General features: G+C 55.6%; 16 protein-coding genes. 9 read left to right on the top strand and 7 right to left on the bottom strand.

Translation table 11 applies throughout. The features are described 5' to 3' along the window. Positions 1–22: 22 nt before the first annotated feature. The 5 genes from EBA31_RS01790 to EBA31_RS01765 form a co-directional block, all read right to left on the bottom strand. Positions 23–754: an energy transducer TonB gene (locus EBA31_RS01790; protein WP_122076950.1), complete on the bottom strand. Its 732-nt coding sequence runs from the start codon at positions 752–754 to the stop codon at positions 23–25. A 1-nt stretch (position 755) separates the two neighbouring features. Continuing rightward, positions 756–1,163, bottom strand: coding sequence for a biopolymer transporter ExbD (locus EBA31_RS01785; protein ID WP_020825056.1), 408 nt, complete (start codon positions 1,161–1,163; stop codon positions 756–758). 507 nt (positions 1,164–1,670) lie between these two features. After that, positions 1,671–2,591: a L,D-transpeptidase family protein gene (locus EBA31_RS01775; protein WP_041414166.1), complete on the bottom strand. Its 921-nt coding sequence runs from the start codon at positions 2,589–2,591 to the stop codon at positions 1,671–1,673. A 171-nt stretch (positions 2,592–2,762) separates the two neighbouring features. After that, the gene (locus EBA31_RS01770; protein ID WP_122076942.1) at positions 2,763–3,641 is read right to left on the bottom strand and encodes a helix-turn-helix domain-containing protein; all 879 of its coding nucleotides are present in this window, start codon (positions 3,639–3,641) and stop codon (positions 2,763–2,765) included. Between the two features lie 15 nt (positions 3,642–3,656). Beyond that, positions 3,657–4,052: a hypothetical protein gene (locus tag EBA31_RS01765; RefSeq protein WP_020825052.1), complete on the bottom strand. Its 396-nt coding sequence runs from the start codon at positions 4,050–4,052 to the stop codon at positions 3,657–3,659. 116 nt (positions 4,053–4,168) lie between these two features. Here EBA31_RS01765 and EBA31_RS01760 point away from each other — a divergent pair, with 116 nt between their 5' ends. After that, positions 4,169–4,987: a helix-turn-helix domain-containing protein gene (locus EBA31_RS01760; RefSeq protein ID WP_048762871.1), complete on the top strand. Its 819-nt coding sequence runs from the start codon at positions 4,169–4,171 to the stop codon at positions 4,985–4,987. Positions 4,988–5,044: 57 nt separating this feature from the next. On the opposite strand, the gene EBA31_RS01755 is transcribed toward EBA31_RS01760, so the two are convergent. Continuing rightward, complete coding sequence (locus EBA31_RS01755; protein WP_046374593.1) at positions 5,045–6,181, bottom strand: porin; 1,137 nt, start codon at positions 6,179–6,181, stop codon at positions 5,045–5,047. 587 nt (positions 6,182–6,768) lie between these two features. Between EBA31_RS01755 and EBA31_RS01750 the strand changes: the two genes are divergently transcribed. Continuing rightward, a complete protein-coding gene (locus EBA31_RS01750) occupies positions 6,769–7,845 on the top strand; it encodes a YncE family protein (RefSeq protein ID WP_048762869.1) in 1,077 nt (358 codons plus the stop codon). A gap of 39 nt (positions 7,846–7,884) precedes the next feature. On the opposite strand, the gene EBA31_RS01745 is transcribed toward EBA31_RS01750, so the two are convergent. Continuing rightward, complete coding sequence (locus EBA31_RS01745; RefSeq protein WP_122076938.1) at positions 7,885–8,199, bottom strand: hypothetical protein; 315 nt, start codon at positions 8,197–8,199, stop codon at positions 7,885–7,887. Between the two features lie 257 nt (positions 8,200–8,456). Here EBA31_RS01745 and EBA31_RS01740 point away from each other — a divergent pair, with 257 nt between their 5' ends. From EBA31_RS01740 to EBA31_RS01710, 7 genes are all read left to right on the top strand, one after another. Next, entirely contained in the window at positions 8,457–9,836 is a 1,380-nt protein-coding gene (locus EBA31_RS01740; RefSeq protein ID WP_122076935.1) for a glutamine synthetase family protein, read from the top strand. Between the two features lie 33 nt (positions 9,837–9,869). Next, positions 9,870–10,580, top strand: a complete 711-nt coding sequence (locus tag EBA31_RS01735; RefSeq protein WP_122076931.1) for a trehalose-6-phosphate synthase — start codon at positions 9,870–9,872, stop codon at positions 10,578–10,580. A gap of 364 nt (positions 10,581–10,944) precedes the next feature. Next, positions 10,945–13,125 (top strand): carbon starvation CstA family protein, encoded by a 2,181-nt coding sequence (locus EBA31_RS01730; RefSeq protein WP_046374598.1) that lies wholly within the window; start codon positions 10,945–10,947, stop codon positions 13,123–13,125. Positions 13,126–13,390: 265 nt separating this feature from the next. Then, the gene (locus tag EBA31_RS01725; RefSeq protein WP_004953088.1) at positions 13,391–13,594 is read left to right on the top strand and encodes a YbdD/YjiX family protein; all 204 of its coding nucleotides are present in this window, start codon (positions 13,391–13,393) and stop codon (positions 13,592–13,594) included. A gap of 12 nt (positions 13,595–13,606) precedes the next feature. After that, entirely contained in the window at positions 13,607–14,569 is a 963-nt protein-coding gene (gene yjiA / locus EBA31_RS01720; RefSeq protein WP_122076927.1) for a GTPase, read from the top strand. A 418-nt stretch (positions 14,570–14,987) separates the two neighbouring features. Then, complete coding sequence (locus EBA31_RS01715) at positions 14,988–15,272, top strand: 2Fe-2S iron-sulfur cluster binding domain-containing protein (RefSeq protein ID WP_122076923.1); 285 nt, start codon at positions 14,988–14,990, stop codon at positions 15,270–15,272. A 15-nt stretch (positions 15,273–15,287) separates the two neighbouring features. Next, positions 15,288–16,217, top strand: a complete 930-nt coding sequence (locus tag EBA31_RS01710; RefSeq protein ID WP_122076920.1) for a diiron oxygenase — start codon at positions 15,288–15,290, stop codon at positions 16,215–16,217. The last annotated feature ends 255 nt before the right edge of the window (positions 16,218–16,472 follow it).

Below are 16,472 nucleotides of genomic sequence, written 5' to 3'. Positions count from 1 at the left end.
AATCAAACTGTTATGCCAGGCATCAAGGCGCCTGATAATTGAACGTGGCTGAAAATCTTTTGGTTGTCTGCCCGTTGAAAGCCTCACTTGGGAACGGCTTCACCTGGCTGATACTTTGCAAACTGCTCAGCGCCGCACGGTTGAGCAGCATGCTGGAGGCCTTATTGGTGATGCCGGAAGAGATCACCCGACCGCTGCGATCCACCTCCAGCCACACCTCGACGTTGCCCTGCGGCCGTTCAAGCGAAGCCTGCCGCCCGCTGGGATAGCGCTTGCGCTGCTCCAGCTCATGGCGCAATGCCTGCAGATAACCGTTTTCGATTGCCTGCGCATTCACCTTCGGTGCCGCTGGAGCCGGCGGAACGGGCTGTGCGGCGGGCTTGCTGACCAAGGTTCTCGGCGCTGCCGGCACCGCGGCGGGCCTGGCCTTTTCCACCGGCTTGGCTTTCTCTTTCACCGGCTTGGGTTTGTGTTTCGGCTGTGGCTTGGGCACCGGTTTGGCCTCGACAATCGGCTCAGGTGCAGGCACCACAGGTTCAGGAAGGGGCTCAGGTTCCGGCGGAGTTTCCACCGGCGGCTCCGGTTCCGGCTGTGGCTGAGGTTCCGGCTCGACCAATGCCAGCTCCATGGCGGTTTCGTCATAGCGCGGCTGAATTTTCAGCGCCGCCTGTTGGCTGGCGAACAGCACGCAGCCCGCGACGATCAGCGCCGGCAACCAGCTGAAAAGGTGACGTGAGCGATAGAGCAGATACATGTCACAGCTTCCGTGTGGCGATGGAGACGGAGAAGAAACCGCCCTGGCGCAGGTTATCCATCACCGCGACCAAGCGCTCTACCGCAACGCCTTTGTCGCTGTTAACGATAATGGTGGTGGTCTGGTTCTCCTGCTGCTGTTGCTTCAGCGTGCTGACCAGCGCGCTCAGCGCTATCGGCTGGCCGTCGAGCTGCAGTTGCTCCTCCGCGCCCAGGGTAATGATCGCCTTCTTCTGCGGCTTCAATTGCTGAGCGCTACCGGCGGACGGCAACTGAGTCTTCAGCCCAAGGGCCGGGATCACGTTCAGGCTAATCAACACAAAAAACACCAGCAAAAACATCATCACGTCGATCATCGGGATCAGTTCGATGTGCGCTTTGTTCTTTTTCGGCTCGTTCCAGTTACGCATGGCACTCCCTCCCAAAAGCAAAGCAGCCAATATAGAGAGCCTATGTTTATCTTTTGTTACGTTTGTGTGATCTTATTTTCACAATACAGAGGTTTTGAGAGTTTTTTCTCAGGCAATCACTGGTCGGAGGGGATATATAACCAATTAATTAAAGATGATTTTTTGAGGAATAATTATCAGGAAGGATTTATAGCGGTGATGCATAGGCAGGTAAGCTGTGATTATTCTGACACTCTACAGCAAGATCTTCAGGTCGCGTTTTTGCACCAGAGAAAAGAAGTTTCAGCGACGGGCCTCCCGACAGTTTCCCGTCGCAATTTGGCCCACCTACAGCTTCGCGATGCCCGTTTAAGGCAACGAGACAATCTGTTTTTTGCTAACAGTACCGGACCTTTAAAGCGGCAGCGGTAACGAAAAGCAAAGAACTGCGGAGGCCTGCGCAAAACGGTGTTTTTTAGCCATAAAAAAAGGCGCCCTAAGGCGCCTTTTCTACAGCGACTGAATCAATCAGTTCACTTTAACCGGCATACCGGAACGGGCTTTGATTGCCGCGTCCACTTCGCTCTGGTTAACCGCCGGGTCCATCATCACTTTGCCCACTGGCGCAGAGATGGTCAACGGCACCGGATCTTTGGACTTCAGCTGTTCTTCGTTTGCTGAGAGTGGGTTGTGCACTTCAATGTAACGGGAACCGTCCGGCTCAACGCTGGCTTTGATCGGCTCGTTGATGAACTGCACGCGAGTGCCGACCGGAACGTTTTCGAACAGAAACTTGATGTCGTCAGCACGCAGACGCACACAGCCGTGGCTCACGCGCAGACCGATACCGAAGTTGGCATTGGTACCGTGGATCGCATACAGACGACCGACGTACAGCGCGTACAGCCCCATAGGGTTGTCCGGACCGGCCGGGAACACTGCAGGCAGGATCTCGCCGTCCGCGGCGTATTCCGCACGCATCTTGGCGGTTGGCGTCCAGGTTGGGCCATCTTTCTTGCGCTGCACGGTGGTGGTCCAGTTCAGCGGCGTATCTTTGCCCAACTGGCCGATACCGATTGGCAACACGATCACGGTGTTGGTGCCTTTCGGGTAGTAGTACAGACGCATCTCGGCGCTGTTGATGATGATGCCTTCACGTGGCGCATCCGGCAGGATCAACTGCTGTGGGATGGTCAGAGTGCTGCCCGCTTTCGGCAGGAAAGGATCCACACCCGGGTTGGCTTCCAGCATATTGCTCAGGCCCATCTGGTATTGAGCGGCAAAGCTCTCCAGCGGCAGCTTGCTGTCTTCCGGTACGGTGATCTGGATGTTCTCACCCACCAGACGGCTGTCTTTGGCAGGCAACGGATATACAACGGCGAAGGCAGCCTGGCTGAAAGCCACCAGTGCCGTAAACAGGGTTAGTAACGCGCGAATGCTCATTTTCATCTTCGTGTTGGTAGTGGCCACTGGCAGTTATCAATATAGGTTATGCGGCCATAAATGACCGGATGCGCATTATATGTGCACATCGGCCTAAGTGTGAAACATTACCAGCGCAATATCGAACTTTTTTGTAACCTGGTGCAGCACGAAGAGGTTTTTCTGTGAAAACTGCCGTTAAAGCACAGCGGCCGGCGGTGGCGTTCGGCGAATCGGGATCAGATATTCACAGCGGATCGCCGTACCACGTGCATTACAAACCTCTCCCTGTGCCGGGTAAAAACGCTCGATATCCTGCCCGGGACGGCGTACAGCTTTCATCATGGGCATCGCGGAGTCGTACAGGCGATCGACGAAGTTTGGCAACTCTTCGACCTGCCCCTGGTAGGTAAAGCTGGCGTAATCGCCCTGTTCGATCAGGATCTGCTCCCCTTCGGCCTGTTCATCTGCCAGCGCCAGTGTATAGGCCATGCGTTGACCATCAAGCTGTCGGTTGTCCGCTTCCAGACTGGTGAGGCCGTAGACTACCGCCGGTGGCGCGACTTCGGGTTGCAGCACCTGGTTCCAGACGTACTGGCGCAGCTCATTTTTCGAATGTTGCATTTGCCCCAGAGTGCAGCTGCGGCGCTGGGTACGCCCCACCAGCTGCATGGCCGGCAGAGTGACAATACTCCCCTGAGGCAATGGGCCTTCTGCCATCCGCAGCGGCGGCTGCATGCCGTGGCTGGACCAATCCGCACTGCGGCGATAGCCGGCCGGCGGCAAACCGAACTGTTTTTTGAAGCAACGGGTGAAGGTCTGCTGGGAATCGAACTGGTACTTATCGGCAATGCAGGCCACGCCGGTATGGGTGAGCCGCAGCTCACGCGCGGCGGCGGTCAAACGTCTGCGCCGGGCGTAAGTGCCCAGAATATGGCCGGTCAACTGCTTGAACAGCCGTTGCAAATGCCATTTGGAATAGCCGGATTTGGCGGCAATATCGTCCAGCGTCAGCGGCTGGTCGAGGTTTGCTTCAATCCAGGCCAGCAGTTGCGCAATTACCTGTTGCTGATACATGGCGCTTCCTTTTAATTATTGTTCCCGCTGCTCGAGCAGGCGTTGTGCCAGCTCATGGGCCTGTTGCTCACTGGCCACCACCATCACCGGATAACCCCAGAAACGGCTGGCGAAATCGACAAACTCTTCCGCCGCCTTTCGGCGCATGTCGTCCGGCTCGATCAGCACCATACCTTTGACCCACTTCGCTAACGCCTCGCGGTGATCGCGTTTCCACAGGGCGACCTGGGTACGCTCGTCGCGATCCTGCTCACCGCTTTCGTCCATACGACGATCGCAAAGCAGCACAAACGGCTGTTCACGCTGCAGCAAGGTGCTGAATTCGGCAAATTCGGCGAGGGTATCTTTCGGTTCGCCGGCGGCTTGCTGACGCATCCAGACCAGTGGGAAGGTTGCAGAATCTAATGACATGAGATTTCTCCTAAGAGTTCGGAAACGTGCGCTTACTTTATCGGCGGAAGCACTAGACCACATTGCACAATCAGGACATAATGTTTTTCATTTGCGCCAAATTGAGAATTATTCTCATGCCTTTTGTCACTCCACCGCTTTTCGATATCGATCGGGTGCCCCGGGCGGTTTTTGCCGTGCAGGGTTCCACCGTTAACAAGGATTGGGAAGTCGCCCATCACCGGCACCAAAAAGCGCAGCTGATTTATACGATGCGCGGCATGATCCGCTGCGAAGTGGAAAACGGCCTGTGGCTGGTTCCGCCGCAGTGTGCGCTTTGGATGCCCAGCAACGTGCTGCACAACGCTCAGGGTACCGGGGCCACCGAATGTTATGCGCTGTTTGTCGATCAGGCTGCCATCGCCGGGTTGCCGACCAGCTGCTGTACGTTGGCCGTTTCGCCGTTGCTGCGCGAACTGCTGTTGCAGGCCAGCGGGTTTGATCCGCTGTATGACGAGCAAGGCGCTGAAGGGCGGCTGATTGGCGTACTCTTGGATCAATTGGCCGCCGCGCCGATTGAGAACCTGCACTTGCCGGTCTCCAATGACGCGCGCATTCGCCAACTGACCGAGCGCCTGCTGGCCGATCCGGCGGACAAGGCCACCCTCAGCCAATGGGCTCAGCGCATTGGCATGAGCGAACGCACCCTCAACCGCACCCTGCAGCAGCAAATGGGCATGAGCTTTGGCCACTGGCGACGGCAACTGCACGTGATGCTGGCGCTGCAACGCCTGACCAAGGGGGAGACCGTACAGCGGGTGGCGCTGGATTTGGGCTATGAGAGCGCCAGTGGCTTCGTCACCATGTTTCGCAAAGCCGTCGGCAAACCGCCGGCACGCTATCTGGCGGAGAAAACCGCGGCGGATCGGGCGCAGGGCGGTTGGATCACCCTGTGAAATAACCCGACAAAAAGGCCGGCAACGAGGCCGGCCTGGAAAGTTTGTCAGGAGCGATCAGAAGTCGTAGAACACAGTCACCCAGGTGGAGTCCGGTTCGTTGTCGCTGCTGTTGGCCAGCGTCCGTTCCACATACACCGACAGGCCGTAGCCGATGGTGGTACCCGCCCCAAGGTAAACGTGATTGGCGTGGTACTCTTCGCCGCCCTTCAATTGCAGCGAGTCCGCGGCCACATAAGGCTGGATCGATTTCAGGAAAGGCTTGTCGATATTAAAGGTATAACCGACAAAGCCTTCTACCCCGTAACCGCTCCCGGCGAAATAATGCGACAAGGTACGTTCACGGGTGCTCGGCACATAGTCTTTGTAATAGCTGGCGGTCCCGACGATATACCAGTTATTGGGTTGCCAGGTCAGCGCGGTGCCGGACAACTGCTGGTGATACTCTTTCTCGTTATATTGATTGTCTTTGATCTTTGCGTCGGTGTAGCTGTAGGCCGCGCTGAAGGTTAATTCCTTCGTCGCCTTATAATCAAACCCCAACCCGCCGCCGCCTTTACGGCGATAGATGAGATTATCCGCCGTGTGCAAATCGTCTTCCGGTAATAAATAGTTGGCATATAAGGTGACCGGCCCAAAATCATTGGTGTATTTCAGGCTGTTCTTCGGTTTATTACCGCCGTCGTAGTCGCCGGAAATACCAATGCCGGTGCCGCCCGCATGACCATCGTTATCCCAGACGTCGCTTTTAATGCCGACAACCGAATAATAAATGCCGTATTGGTGGCCAAAGGTTAAGGTGCCGTAGCGGTCATCTTTGAAGCCGCCGTACAGCTGGCGCTGATAGTCGCGTTTGCCGTCTTCGTTGTAGTGGCCGTCCCAGCTCAGCGCGTGTGCCAGATCGACGCCCCACTCGTAGTAGCCGATAACCGAGGTATCCTGCGTCAGCGCATAGTCGCCGCTGAAGCGAAAACGCGTGCCGCCGTCATGACCATTTTTATAATATCCCGGCTCCGGGCCATTATTAAATATCCACTCGGGGCGAATACTGCCGCCAACTTTCAAACTCAGCGGTGCCAGCAACACATTGCTTTGCGGGTTTTTATCCAGAATAGTGATTTCTGCCTGCGCGCCGGCGGATAACGCCGACAGCACAACGCCGCCAATGAATATTGGCGTTTTTATATATCTCATTATTACCCCTGCCCGAAAAATTATTGTTATAAATACGGTGGTCTTGAGCCACGCATAAACAATTACCCGATGTGTGCAAATGACGCAAGTTATAAAAATTCATGTCATAACCTGAGATTATCCACCACAGGATGACTTTTTCACCACAAAAGTATTCAACTGTAATTCAATGCAAGACAATGTAATTAACCGCTCACATAACGTACAAAGCCGGAGTTTTTAACCCAAAGAAACCTCCGTTATTATCGGGTTTTTATTATAAGAGATAACAAATAAATATTATTACAGCGACCAAACAATAACGCAGCTAAATTAATTATTTGTTATCGGCCCGCAGGGAAAACCAGGAAACCCACGCAGCGACACGGCAACGGTCACCCTCCACCCACTCTTCACATTGTGATTTTCACCCCAGCCTGGGTAGAAATCACTCCCCTCCGGCATGAATAATGATTATTATTCGCAAACAGAAGGCCCGGCGCGCCACGATGCGACCGGCCGGATTTTGCTTTGAATTCAATGTTGAGCTTTTTAGCCTCTGGGCAACCGCCCTGCGGCGACAGGCATTTTAACTCCATGGAGAGGTTATGAACTCTGCAACAACGACCAGCCGCCGCTTTGGCGCACGCGCCGCTTTCCCACTGCTGCTGCTCACTTCAATGCTGTTTTCCGCCCCGCTGCTGGCCCAGGGCGAGCCGGAACTGCTGCGCAAGCCCGTCGGCAAAGGCGCTTACGAGATGGTCTACAGCCAGGGCGAAAACGCGCTGTATCTGGCCACTTCGCAAAGCCGCAAGCTGGACAAAGGCGGCGTGGTGTATCGTTTGGATCCGCAAACGCTGGATATCACCCAGATCATTCACAACGATATCAAACCTTTCGGCGCGGCCATCAACAGCAAAACCGACACGCTGTTCTTCGGCAACACCGTCAATAACTCGGTCACTGCCATCGACGGTAAAACCGGTGAGGTCAAAGGCCGCCTGGTGCTGGATGCGCGTAAACGCTCCGAAACGGTAAAACCGCTGGCACCGCGTGAGCTGGTAGCCGACGCCACCACCGACACCCTGTATATCACCGGGCTGGGTGAATCCAGCGTGGTTTGGGTAGTGGACGGCAAAGACCTGACCCTGCGCACCACCATCACCGAAACCGGCAAATACGGTACCGGTCTGGCGCTGGATGCGGCCGCAAGCCGCCTGTACGTGACCAACGCCGACGGCGAGCTGGTGACTATCGACACCAAAACCAACAAGGTGCTCAGCCGCAAGAAATTGGACGAGTCTAAAGAGCACTTCTTCCTGAACATCAGCCTGGATCCTGCCACGCATCGCGCCTTTATCACCGACTCCAAGCAGGCACAGGTGCTGGTGGTCGATACCCGCGACGGCAAGATTTTGAGCAAAATCGACGTGCCGGAATCACTGGCGGTCCTGTTCAACCCGACGCGCAATGAGGTGTATGTCACCCATCGTCAGGCAGGCCAGGTCAGCGTGATCGACGCCAAGAACTACAAGCTGCTGCAAACCATCAAGACCCCAACCCACCCGAACAGCCTGGCGCTGTCACCGGATGGCCAGACGCTGTACGTGAGCGTCAAACAGGCTTCCAGCCGCGAGAAAGAAGCCACGGCGCCGGACGACGTGATCCGTATCGCGTTGAAATAAAGGCATAAGGGCGCCCCGGCGCCCTTTTTTGATCGGTAGCTACGGCTTCCCCGCCATCTCGTCAGCGTCCTGAACCACCGCCTTTTTAGTGGCTCGTTGGTAAAGGCACAGCTCTCTGCCCACTTTGTTACGCATAAACGCCTGCGGATAGCGCCCAGCGATCAACAGAGCCGAGTAACCGATGTCGTCACCATAATGGATAATGCTGCCGACGGCTTTGGCCCCTTGCAAACTGCTGGCTTTCAGGCAGGCGGTTTGCAGTGCTTTATCGCCGCTGGCCCATGCCGCTTCAGATGAGGCCCCGGCGCTGAACGCCGTTATCACGGCGGCAAACACGATAAAAACTCTGATCATTATTTTCTCTCCTTATAACGGCGTTCTCAGCAGTATATGCAGCCTTTTATTCTTCAGCCATCAGAGCCACGCCCCTTATTTACACCTTTTTTATTCCGGCTATAAATAAAGTTACGGCGTTTTTACAGACAGGTTTTAGGGGCGCAGATAACATCATTACATCGCCAATATGGCCTTACGAGACGGATGCCTCATGTGTTTATCCCCTGCCCTGATAATAACTTCCCCCGCGACTTTAATTTATTTCGGGGGCTGCCATGCATGCTAACGTTATTGGTTTTAACCCACTGCTGGCAGATATTCCTGCTTCGCAGGCGCGTTCATTCCACAAAGAAGTAGAACAGTATTTACAGCGCTACCCGGACACCGAACACGTCGATATTTATCTCAACGATCTGAACGGTCAATTCCGCGGGAAACGGTTGCCTGTCGCAGAGCTTTTTACGCTGGATAAAGGCTGTTATTTCCCGCTGTCGATCTACGCCATGGATCTTGGCGGCCAGGTGATCGAAGAAAGCGGACTGGGCCAACAGGCCGGCGAGCCGGACAGGTTGTGTCTGCCGGTGCCCGGTACTTTGCGGCCGTGCGCCCGAGATCCGCAGCACCATGCCCAATTGCTGCTGACGATGAAAAATGCCGACGGCGACGCCTGCGAGCTGGAGCCGCGCGTGGTGCTGCAACGGGTGCTCAAACGCCTGCATGCCAAGGGTTACTTCCCGGTCGTGGCGGCAGAGCTGGAGTTTTATCTGCAGGATCCGCAGCAGCAACCGGCTGAGGCCGGACAGTGCCCAACGCAGAGTTTTTCTGTCGATGCGCCGGAGCGCCACCAGGCGTTGCTCAATGACATCGAACATCAGGCCCGGCTGCAGGCCTTGCCGCTGACCGGCGTGGTCGCCGAAGCCGCCTCCGGCCAGTATGAGCTGAATCTGCATCACAGCGCTCGCGTACTGGAGGCCTGCGATCAGGTGCTGGCCCTGAAGCGGCTGACGCGCCAGATCGCCGAGAAACACCACCAGCACGCCTGCTTTATGGCCAAGCCCTGTGCTCAGGCCGCCGGTAGCGGTTTGCATTTTCATATCAGCCTGCAGGATGAGCAGGGCAACAACCTGCTGGCCAGCCTGCCGGGCGAGTTGAGCGCCACCATGACGCAGGTGATGGCGGGCATGCTGGCGCTGATGCCAGCCTCGATGGCGATATTCGCGCCCAACGTTAACGCCTTCCGCCGCTTTCGTCCCGGTATGCACGTGCCGCTGCGCGCGTCCTGGGGGCACAATAACCGCACGGTGGCACTGCGTTTACCCTGCGCCGACCATGCCAACCAGCGCATCGAATACCGGCTGGCCGGGGCCGATGCCAACCCGTATCTGGCCGTAGCGGCGATGCTGAGCGGCATGCTGTATGGGCTGGAACACGCACAGCCCCTGCCACCGGCAGCCTGCGGCAATGGCTATGAAAATGGCGACGCGGTGGCACTGCCGCTCAGCCAGCAGGAAGCATTGGCGTTATTCCGGCAAACTCCGCCGTTGCAGGAAAGCCTCGGCCCGGCGTTTGCCGCGCTGTGGCACACCTGCAAGAGCGCCGAGCTGCGCCGCTTTGAAGCGCAGGTCACCGAAGCGGAAACCCGCTGGATGCTTTAACCCCCTATTCGTAACCTGAACAAGGAACGCAGCATGTCTCGTTTGGTTTTGATCTCGAATAAGCAGTGTGACGGCAAGGATCTGGCCTGCGCTACGCAGGCCCTATCGCCTGACAGCCAGAGCGACGACGATCGCGGGTTGTGGCTGGGCTGGAACGGTGACGTACAGAACTTTGGCGATGCGCCGCTGCGCCCGGTCAGTTACCAGCACCGCAGCGGCTACGAGCAGGTGACCTTTCCGTTATCGACCGAGGAGTTTCACTTCCACTATCAGGGCTACTATCACGACGGCCTGTGGCCAGTGTTCCATAACCACCCGGAGAAGGCGCATTTCACGCCGGAGAACTACCGCGCTTATCGGCAACTCAACCGGCATTTCGCCGATATCGCCTGCGAGTATATTTGCCCGAACGACATCATCTGCATTGATGATTACCAGCTGTTGCCCTGCGGCCAGGCGCTGAAAGAACAGGGGTTGCTGAACCCCTGCGCGTTCTTCTTCCATTTGCCGTTCCCGTCGACGGCGCTGCTCAGACAGATCCCCGAGCATCACGGCTTAATCGAATCGCTGTTTTTCTACGATCTGATCGGCTTTCAGACGCTCGACGACCGCAATAACTTTCTCAGTTATCTGACCCACGAATACCCGGTCGAAATGCTGCCCGACGGCCAGTTGCAGGTTAACGGGCACATCTTCGCCACCGGCATTTTCCCCGCAGGGATCAACGCCAGAAAGATTTACTGACCCGGCCCTCGGTGGGGCGTTGCCACTCCCCCTGCAACGCCCAACCGCTCACCCCGGGATTTCAACCGTTCGGCACCCTATAGCACCGTTGACTGAAATTCGCATGTCTTCCCCAGCCCCAACCCGCAATGATGAGCTGTTCCTAAACTCGTCATACTTCAAGTTGCATCGTTGTTGGCTACGATTGCTCACCCGAATCACTTACTTATGTAAGTTCATCGGGCTTCGCGCCCTTGCCGCCTCAATGCCACTCGAATTATTTAGAGTTCGTACCCGAACGTTATCCGCACCGGGCCGCGTGCCTGAAACATCTTATAAGCGGGTTAACTCACTCATTTTGCAGATTTGAACTAAGGACACCTCAATGAACAGAGAGGGGATTTTAAAACACATACCCTGGATGCTGCTGGGAATACTCGGCGCGTCCTGCCTGGGCGTGGTTGCGCTGCGCCGTGGCGAACACATCAGCGCGCTGTGGATCATCGTCGCCTCGGTGGCGGTGTATCTGGTGGCATACCGTTATTACAGCCTGTACATCGCCACCAAGGTGATGAAGCTGGACGCCTTCCGCGCGACGCCGGCGGTGGTCAATAACGACGGCCTGAACTACGTGCCAACCAACAAAAACGTGCTGTTCGGCCACCACTTCGCCGCCATTGCCGGGGCTGGCCCGCTGGTGGGCCCGGTGCTGGCAGCGCAGGTCGGCTACCTGCCCGGCACGCTGTGGCTACTGGGCGGCGTGGTGCTGGCGGGGGCGGTGCAGGACTTTATGGTGCTGTTCATTTCCTCGCGCCGCAACGGCGCTTCGCTTGGCGAGATAATCAAAAAGGAAATGGGCCCGGTACCGGGGACCATCGCGCTGTTTGGCTGCTTCCTGATCATGATCATCATCCTGGCGGTGCTGGCCCTGATCGTGGTGAAAGCGCTGGCGGAAAGCCCGTGGGGCGTGTTCACCGTCTGTTCCACCGTGCCGATTGCCCTGTTTATGGGCGTTTACATGCGCTTCCTGCGTCCGGGACGGGTGGGCGAAGTGTCGATCATTGGCATCGTGCTGCTGGTAGCTTCCATCTGGTTCGGCGGCGTGATCGCCCACGACCCGTACTGGGGCCCGGCGCTGACCTTTAAAGACACCACCATCACCTATACGCTGATTGGTTATGCGTTCGTTTCCGCCCTGCTGCCGGTCTGGCTGATCCTGGCGCCGCGCGACTATCTGGCAACCTTCCTGAAAATTGGCGTTATCGTCGGGCTGGCGATTGGCATCGTGATCCTCAACCCTGAGCTGAAAATGCCGGCGATCACCCAGTTTGTCGACGGGACAGGCCCGGTGTGGAAAGGCTCGGTGTTCCCGTTCCTGTTCATTACCATCGCCTGTGGCGCCGTGTCCGGCTTCCATGCGTTGATCGCCTCCGGCACCACGCCGAAGCTGCTGGCCAATGAAAAAGACGCGCGCTTTATCGGTTACGGCGCGATGCTGATGGAGTCCTTCGTGGCCATCATGGCGTTGGTGGCGGCTTCGATTATCGAGCCGGGCCTGTACTTCGCCATGAACACCCCGCCGGCCGCACTGGGCATCACCATGCCTGACCTGCACCGTTTGGGTACCGAAGATGCGCCGATGATCATGGCGTCACTGAAAGATGTTACCGCCCACGCGGCGGCGACCGTCAGCTCATGGGGCTTTGTCATCAGCCCGGAACAGATCCTGCAGACCGCCAAGGACATCGGCGAGCCTTCGGTGCTGAACCGCGCCGGTGGCGCACCTACGCTGGCAGTGGGTATCGCCCACGTGTTCCACCAGATCATTCCCGGTGCCAACATGGGCTTCTGGTACCACTTCGGTATTCTGTTTGAAGCGCTGTTTATTCTGACCGCGCTGGATGCCGGTACCCGTTCCGGTCGCTTTATGCTGCAGGACCTGCTGGGCAACTTCGTGCCGTTCCTGAAGAAAACCGACTCGCTGGTGGCCGGTATTGTCGGCACCGCCGGCTGCGTGGGCCTGTGGGGTTACCTGCTGTATCAAGGGGTGGTCGATCCGCTCGGCGGCGTGAAGAGCCTGTGGCCGCTGTTCGGCATCTCCAACCAGATGCTGGCCGCCGTGGCGCTGGTGTTGGGTACCGTGGTGCTGATTAAGATGAAGCGTACCCAATACATTTGGGTCACCGTGCTGCCGGCGGTATGGCTGCTGATTTGTACCACTTACGCCCTGGGTCTGAAGCTGTTCAGCGACAATCCTCAGTTGGAAGGCTTCTTCTTCCAGGCCGGTGAGTACAAGCGCAAAATCGCCGAAGGCGGTGCCGAGCTGACCGCTCAGCAAGTGGCTAACATGAACCATATCGTGGTGAACAACTACACCAACGCCGGGCTGAGCATTCTGTTCCTGCTGGTGGTGTACAGCATCATCTTCTACGGGGTGAAAACCGCCATGGCGGCGCATAAAAACCCGAACCGCAGCGACCAGGAAACGCCGTACGTGCCGGTGCCTGAAGAAGCGCCCTCCAACGGCGTAACTGAGGGGGACGTCAAAGTTTCACCGCAGCACTGATGGTGATTTAACGGATACCCTGCATATATCCTTCATCTTTCAAGTGTCAGGGGTGTTGGCTGCCTTCGCTCACCCCAGTCACTTGGTAGACCAAGCTTCTGGGGTTTCGCCCAGTTGCCGCCTACCTGCAACTTGAAATCTATTGGATATAATGAGATCTATACCCTAAATACTTGGCATTGCATCGCGGCGTAGCCAACAAAGAGGCAACTTCAAGTACAGCGGGTATATTATGCAGGGTATTTTCATCAACGAGGGGAAGGCGATGTTCGGAAATCTCGGCCAGGCGGGGAAATACCTCGGTCAGGCAGCGCGCATGTTAGTGGGCGTGCCCGACTACGATACCTACGTCCAGCACATGAAAGACAACCACCCGGACAAACCGGTGATGACCTATAAAGAGTTTTTCCGCGAACGCCAGCAGGCCCGCTACGGTGGGGACGGCAAAGGCGGCATGCGCTGCTGTTAATAAGGACCCGTAATGAAACCCATCGCAGTCACCATTCTGACCGGCTTTTTGGGCGCCGGTAAAACCACTCTGCTACGCCATATTCTCAACGCCGAGCACGGCTACAAGATTGCGGTAATCGAAAACGAATTCGGCGAAGTGCCGATCGACAATGCGCTGATTGGCGACCGCGCCAGCCGCATCACCACCCTGAGCAACGGCTGCATCTGCTGCAGCAAATCCAACGAACTGGCCGATGCGCTGCTGGACTTGCTGGACGGCGTAGACCAGGGCCAGTTGGCGTTCGATCGATTGATCATCGAATGCACCGGCATGGCCGATCCCGGCCCGATCACCCAGACCTTTTTCTCGCACGAGATCCTCTGCGAACGCTTCCTGCTGGACGGCATCATCACCCTGGTGGACGCCGCACATGCCGACCAACAACTGACCCAGTTCAGCATCGCGCAGGCGCAGGTGGGCTACGCCGACCGCATTCTGCTGACCAAAACCGACGTGGCACCGGACTGCGAAGCGCTGATCCAACGCCTGCAGCAGATGAACGCCCGCGCACCGGTGTATAAAGTGACGCACGGCGATATCGATCTCAGCGTACTGTTCGACATCGAAGGCTTTGTGCTGAACGACAAGCTGACCCTGACGCCGCCGACGCCGCTGTTCCGCCGCATTCCGCAAGCGCAAAACAACATTGGCTCGATCGTGGTATACCACGACCAGCCGCTGGAGCTGATGCAGATTTCCGAAGTGATGGAAGGCCTGCTGCTGGAATACGCCGACAGCCTGCTGCGTTATAAGGGCATTTTGTCAATCAAGGACGAGCCGCGCCGGCTGTTATTCCAGGGCGTACAACGGCTGTATAACGCCGACTGGGATCGCGAGTGGCTGCCGGAGGAAGAGCGCCGCAGCACCTTGGTGTTTATTGGCGTAGATTTGCCTGAGGAGGAGATCCGGGGGCGGATTGGCGGGTTGGGTTGAGATAGCGACGTTGCGTACTGCACCAACCAAAGGGTAAGCGAAAGCTTGCCCTTTTTCGTTAACGGGGCGAGGTCCCAAGGTTGGCCTCCAACAGAAGTGAATATTCAACGCCCCCGCCGGCGGTCGATACCAAATAAAATAATTTTAAAATCAATTATTACAAAGACACTTCTTGCAATATGCACATCTGCACCTGTAAAAATAAAAAAAGAAATAATTAACGAATTAACCATTAAAAAATAAAAAGACAACGCAAATATTAATGAAATGTTAAAGTTATTAACCATTCATGTTGACAATAAACAACTCAGAAGCTACTGTTATTCCGCCATCAAGGCACATAAATAAAAATATCATTCAATCAGGGAAGAATAATGGACCCCACACCATTTAATTAATAGCCAAGGGAATCCCCGCCATGATTTCACAATCAAAAAACACCCACTATCAGGTTATTCTTGATGGTGAGGACACGGGTAGCTTTTGCTCCGAGAAGTCACTATTAGATAACTTTGAGAGTAAAGGCATCGATATTCCACATTTATGTCGCGCAGGAAAATGCGGCTGCTGCAAAATGTTGTTAGTCAAAGGTGAAGTGCGTCATGGAAAACAAAGCGCCCTGGCCGAAGATGAGCTTGAGGAAAATATTATATTAGCTTGCTGTGCCTATCCGCTGTCGGATATTGAAGTCGAACTCTACTAAAGAAGGACTCTTTCCGTGAGCATAATTGAAACAACCCTGAAAAAATGGGATCGCGCTGCTATTGTCCGTTCCCGTCCGCGTCGCATACTTAATGAGCAAGATTACCAATCCAGGCAATATTTCCCTACGGAACGCCTGCCGCTTTGCATGCACCCGCGCGTGGCAGCGTTGGGTGACGAAGCACTGCGCTATATTCAGGTCCAAACGCTTTATCACTATCTGAATGGCATTGCCAACATTGAGCTGGATATTATTAATGACTCAACCTACAAACTATACAAAAATACCGCAGGCGTCGATTTCCCCGCAGATATGCGCCTGGATGCACTAACCGTCGTTGTAGATGAGTCCTATCATGCTCTGGTCGCACTGGACCTTATCAATCAGGTCGAACAGATGACGGGCATAGCGCCGCTGAGCATGCCGAAAGACACCGAAGCGTCCTTCGCGCTCGCGCTCGCGCTTGGTCAGACCCCGGATGAACACCGTGAATTATTCCGGCTGGTGTGCGTTTCCCTGTCAGAACAGGCGTTAACCACCGATCTCATCGATGTGATCGACAATGAAAATATTTTCCCCTCCTTCTATCAGATCATGAAAGACCATGTCGCGGACGAAGGCCGACACGCCCGCTTTTCTCAACAGATACTTGGGCATATATGGCGCCACAGCGATACGCATGCAAAAGAGGCGATGAAACTCCCCATCCTGACCTTTATTGAACACTATACGACGGATGCCATCGCTAAAGAATTTAGCGCCCGGATGCTAGGTCATTTGAATATGGATGCAGAAGCCATCGCCGCCGTCATTCACGACACTTACCCACCTGCCGACACCAAGCCATGGGAAACCAATAATATTGTTACGCAGCAAATGCTGCTGGCACTGGATAAAGCGGGCATACTCGAAGACCTGCCGATTTCAAAAATAACGCAGGCATAAAACAGATAAACCGAATTAAAACTGGGCATCAACACCGGATGCTCACGTTACACTATTACTAGGAAGCCAATGTGGAACTATTAAACATAGTATTCTCAGGTGATATCCATTGCGGGGAAGCGCTCACCTCAGAAATACAAGAATATGGACATCATATTTACCCGTTATCTTCACCCCGCCTACCCGCCGAAAAAATCGATCTGATAATAACGACAAACAATCATCAGGAGGAATTACAACGACTGCAGAAATTAT

Source organism: Serratia sp. P2ACOL2 (assembly GCF_003691565.1).
In the GTDB taxonomy this organism is placed as follows: Bacteria; Pseudomonadota; Gammaproteobacteria; order Enterobacterales; family Enterobacteriaceae; genus Serratia; species Serratia liquefaciens.
This window is presented reverse-complemented; position numbering and strand designations above follow the sequence as displayed.

Coding starts and splice junctions, on each gene's coding strand:
- EBA31_RS01790 (WP_122076950.1), bottom strand. CDS start 754: ATGTATCTGCTCTATCGCTCACGTCACCTTTTCAGCTGGTTGCCGGCG.
- EBA31_RS01785 (WP_020825056.1), bottom strand. CDS start 1,163: ATGCGTAACTGGAACGAGCCGAAAAAGAACAAAGCGCACATCGAACTG.
- EBA31_RS01775 (WP_041414166.1), bottom strand. CDS start 2,591: ATGAAAATGAGCATTCGCGCGTTACTAACCCTGTTTACGGCACTGGTG.
- EBA31_RS01770 (WP_122076942.1), bottom strand. CDS start 3,641: ATGTATCAGCAACAGGTAATTGCGCAACTGCTGGCCTGGATTGAAGCA.
- EBA31_RS01765 (WP_020825052.1), bottom strand. CDS start 4,052: ATGTCATTAGATTCTGCAACCTTCCCACTGGTCTGGATGCGTCAGCAA.
- EBA31_RS01760 (WP_048762871.1), top strand. CDS start 4,169: ATGCCTTTTGTCACTCCACCGCTTTTCGATATCGATCGGGTGCCCCGG.
- EBA31_RS01755 (WP_046374593.1), bottom strand. CDS start 6,181: ATGAGATATATAAAAACGCCAATATTCATTGGCGGCGTTGTGCTGTCG.
- EBA31_RS01750 (WP_048762869.1), top strand. CDS start 6,769: ATGAACTCTGCAACAACGACCAGCCGCCGCTTTGGCGCACGCGCCGCT.
- EBA31_RS01745 (WP_122076938.1), bottom strand. CDS start 8,199: ATGATCAGAGTTTTTATCGTGTTTGCCGCCGTGATAACGGCGTTCAGC.
- EBA31_RS01740 (WP_122076935.1), top strand. CDS start 8,457: ATGCATGCTAACGTTATTGGTTTTAACCCACTGCTGGCAGATATTCCT.
- EBA31_RS01735 (WP_122076931.1), top strand. CDS start 9,870: ATGTCTCGTTTGGTTTTGATCTCGAATAAGCAGTGTGACGGCAAGGAT.
- EBA31_RS01730 (WP_046374598.1), top strand. CDS start 10,945: ATGAACAGAGAGGGGATTTTAAAACACATACCCTGGATGCTGCTGGGA.
- EBA31_RS01725 (WP_004953088.1), top strand. CDS start 13,391: ATGTTCGGAAATCTCGGCCAGGCGGGGAAATACCTCGGTCAGGCAGCG.
- yjiA (WP_122076927.1), top strand. CDS start 13,607: ATGAAACCCATCGCAGTCACCATTCTGACCGGCTTTTTGGGCGCCGGT.
- EBA31_RS01715 (WP_122076923.1), top strand. CDS start 14,988: ATGATTTCACAATCAAAAAACACCCACTATCAGGTTATTCTTGATGGT.